Raw genomic sequence first — 3,354 nt, 5'->3', positions numbered from 1 at the left:
AGCTATTCCCGCTTGGTGGCATCCCGTAGGGGGTTCGAACCCCTGTTACCGCCGTGAAAGGGCGGTGTCCTAGACCACTAGACGAACGGGACACATATCTGCGTCATTGCCTGACAGCGGTGAAAATAATAATGAGATCGTTTTGACAGGTCAAGCGTTTTTTGAACACTTTTGTTATAGAATCAATGTCTTCGCGTTTGATTGGGGTGAGAGGCAGCGATGACACCAACGGAGACCGGCCTGGTTATAGTGGCGGTGGTTGTGCTGATGGCCATCATAGCCTTCACCGTACAAAGCATCGAGAACCAGCGGCGTGAGCGGCGCATGCGTCTGCTGCTGCTGAAAGATCAGGTGCGCCGCGCGGATCATCTCCTGCACAGTCTGCCGGATCATTACATCACCCGCGAGATTCGCGATCTGCTGGTGCGTTACCTGCAGCAGCGCTGGAAGCTGATCCTGGAGTTGGCCAATAGCCCGGAGAACCGGCAAAAGCTTGAGGATGCCAAGGCGCTGGGCTCTCAGCCTTTACCGGTTGTCGAACACCCCGAAGGTTCAATGACGCTGCATACCGACCGTAACCATGCCGAACGCACGGCCGCGCTGTTGCGCGAATTGTTTCAGTTTCTGTCAGAGCTCAAGGCCGGCAAGCTGCTCAGCAGTATCCAGGCGGCAGAAGTCGTTTATCAGGTCAAAGAAGCCTATACACGCACCCGCATTGATGTCGAATTGATGGATGCAATGGAGGTCGAGTCGGCGCGCGGAGCAGCGGCTGCCTTGCCTCGCTATCGTACAGCCTGTGCCAAGCTGCAGCAGTTGAATCAGACCCAGCAGTTGGATCGTCAGTTGTATGAACTGGGCGTGCACCTGGATCGCCTGCAGGAACAGGTCAATGCCGATCGGGCGGCGCGGGAAGAAGAGGAGCGCCGCCGGCGGGCAGAAGAAGCCGAGCAGGATGACCGCTTTGCCCCCGGTGTGTTCACGGACTACCGTTAAATTCTGTTCATTCAGAAACGTTTTGGCACTACAATTAATGCCACTATTATTGGCAAATGAGCGGCGGCCTGTGCCAGTCGCCTGTATGGATAGATTGGAAACCCTGTGCCCCTGAAACTGAACGCATTATCGCCTGACCCGCTGGAACAGCTACGCTTCATGCATGCCAGCCTGGAGCATTTGAGTGACCTGGTGGTGGTCACGGATGCTGGCAAGGGTCGTGAGCCGCACATCGTATATGTCAATCAGGCGGTTGTTAACCTGACGGGCTACACGCGGGAGGAACTGATCGGGCGCAATCCACGCCTATTCCAGGGGCCGGATACTTGCAGGCAAGCGGTTAAACGCATTGGGGCTGCATTGAACAGGCTTGAGCCGGTTCGGGAAGAGCTGCTCAATTACACGTGTGACGGCCGTGCATACTGGGTGGATATTTACATTACACCCCTGGTCGACAGTAGCGGCGAGGTCACGCACTTTGTCAGCACACAGACCGATATCACGGTACGCAAGCAAACGGAGCAGGATCTGATGCTGTTCCGTCATACCATCGATCAAAGCCTCTCCAGTGTCATCATTACCGACCGCCAAGGTCGCATCACCTATGTTAATCGCGGCTTCGAGGTCAACTCCGGCTATACCGCCGAGGAAGTGAAGGGGCGCACGCCGGGCTTTCGCGCCTGGGCTCCCAAGTCGGCGGCGCAGAAACAGGACTTTTGGGCGTGCCTGAACAGCGGGCGCACCTGGCGTGGCGAGTTCGTGAACCGCCATAAGGATGGCCGGCGCGTCATCAAGCGTGCGGTTGTTTCGCCGGTGCGTCACGAAGAAGGACAGATCACGCACTTTCTGTCTGTTGAGCAGGATGTAACCGCAGAAAAGGAAGCACAAGAGCAGCTCGAGTTTCTGGCATACCATGATGCGGTGACAGCGCTTCCGAATCGACGACTGTTGGAAAACCATGTGTCAGCGGCACTGGAGGCACCAGACAATGGCTATCACTATGCGCTGGTGTTAACGGATCTGGATGATTTCAAGCGTATCAATGATGCCCACAGTCACAGTTTTGGTGATGCCGTGTTACAGCGTGTGGCTCGGCGGCTGGAAGCCTGTCTGGAAGGCTCACACGAGTGTGCGGCGCATCTGGGCGGTGACGAATTCAGTTTGTTTCTGCGTGTGCCTTTTGAGAACCGCCAGGCGCTCTTGCGAGCCCGTATCCAATCGATTCAGAATGACCTGGTGAGGCCGATGCGGGTTGAGCGGCAGATGCTGTCCATATCGGCATGCAGCGGGGTAGCATGGGTGCCGGAGCATGGCCGTGACTTCACCGCTGCCCAGTTCAGCGCGGATCTTGCCATGCATCATGCCAAGCAGGCCGGTAAGGGTACGTTTGCCTTCTTCGAGCCCCGAATCGGTGAGGTGGTTCAGCAGCGTGTCCGTCTTGAGGAAGCCTTGCGTAACGCGATCCTGCGCGATGAGTTGAGCATTGCCATACAGTCACAGTACTCGCCCAGCGGCCGGCTCTCGGGGGGGGAGGTGTTGGTACGCTGGTTGGTTGGGCCCGATGGCGTACCTGTCTCGCCGGGTGCGTTCATTCCGGTTGCCGAGAGCTCCGGTCTGATCAAGCCGCTGACCTTACTGGTATTGGACAAGGCCCTGGCTGTCATCAGGCAGATGATGCAGCGGGGGATTCACATTCCTCTGTCAGTCAATTTCAGTACGGATCTTTTCCGTGATGAAGAGCTGATCAACGGTGTGTTGGAGTTGCTGGCCGAGGCAGGGGTGCCGGCTGAACTCCTGGTGCTGGAAATCACGGAAAGCCTATTCATTGATACCCACTCGGATGTGCTGGATAACATGGGGCGGTTGATGGAAGCCGGGTTGAAGTTCTCACTGGATGATTTCGGTACGGGATATTCCAACCTGGCTTATTTGAAAAAGATGCATCTGAGCGAACTCAAGATCGACAAGAGTTTCGTGGACAACCTGCCCGGGGATGATGACAACCGGGCCATCGTACGTTCGATTCTGTCGATTGCCCGCCAGTTGAAATTGCGGGTGGTGGCAGAGGGGGTGGAAACACATTCCCAGGCCGATTTTCTGGCGGCGCATGGCTGTGATCTGTTGCAAGGCTTTCTGTTGCACAAGCCAGAGCCTGCGGATAGCTGGTTGATTGAATTGGAAAATTGTTTTTCTGAAAAAAAATGCCATAAGGGTGTTGACCCCAGCGTGGGTGCTACGTAATATATGCGCCTCCTCGATGAGGAGCGCGAAAAGCGAAATGCAGTGTCCCGTTCGTCTAGTGGTCTAGGACACCGCCCTTTCACGGCGGTAACAGGGGTTCGAACCCCCTACGGGATGCCA

Annotated in this window: 2 protein-coding genes and 2 tRNA genes; 3 read left to right on the top strand and 1 reads right to left on the bottom strand. The window is 56.2% G+C overall.

What is annotated here, in order from left to right; all coding sequences use genetic code 11:
* Positions 1 to 16: 16 nt before the first annotated feature.
* A tRNA-Glu gene (locus tag KTN04_RS16445) sits at positions 17 to 92 on the bottom strand.
* A gap of 127 nt (positions 93 to 219) precedes the next feature.
* On the opposite strand from KTN04_RS16445, the gene KTN04_RS16440 reads away from it, so the two are divergent.
* The 3 genes from KTN04_RS16440 to KTN04_RS16430 all read left to right on the top strand — a co-directional run bounded on the left by KTN04_RS16440 (position 220) and on the right by KTN04_RS16430 (position 3,354).
* Entirely contained in the window at positions 220 to 993 is a 774-nt protein-coding gene (locus tag KTN04_RS16440) for a hypothetical protein (protein WP_217336311.1), read from the top strand.
* 105 nt (positions 994 to 1,098) lie between these two features.
* Positions 1,099 to 3,234 carry a putative bifunctional diguanylate cyclase/phosphodiesterase gene (locus KTN04_RS16435; RefSeq protein WP_217336310.1) on the top strand — a complete coding sequence of 712 codons (2,136 nt, stop codon included), beginning with the start codon at positions 1,099 to 1,101 and terminating at the stop codon, positions 3,232 to 3,234.
* Between the two features lie 44 nt (positions 3,235 to 3,278).
* A tRNA-Glu gene (locus tag KTN04_RS16430) sits at positions 3,279 to 3,354 on the top strand.

The organism is Marinobacterium weihaiense, assembly GCF_019061305.1.
In the GTDB taxonomy this organism is placed as follows: Bacteria; Pseudomonadota; Gammaproteobacteria; order Pseudomonadales; family Balneatricaceae; genus Marinobacterium; species Marinobacterium weihaiense.
Note: the sequence above shows the minus strand (reverse complement) of the source record. Positions and strands in the feature narration are given on the sequence as shown.

Coding starts and splice junctions, on each gene's coding strand:
- KTN04_RS16440 (WP_217336311.1), top strand. CDS start 220: ATGACACCAACGGAGACCGGCCTGGTTATAGTGGCGGTGGTTGTGCTG.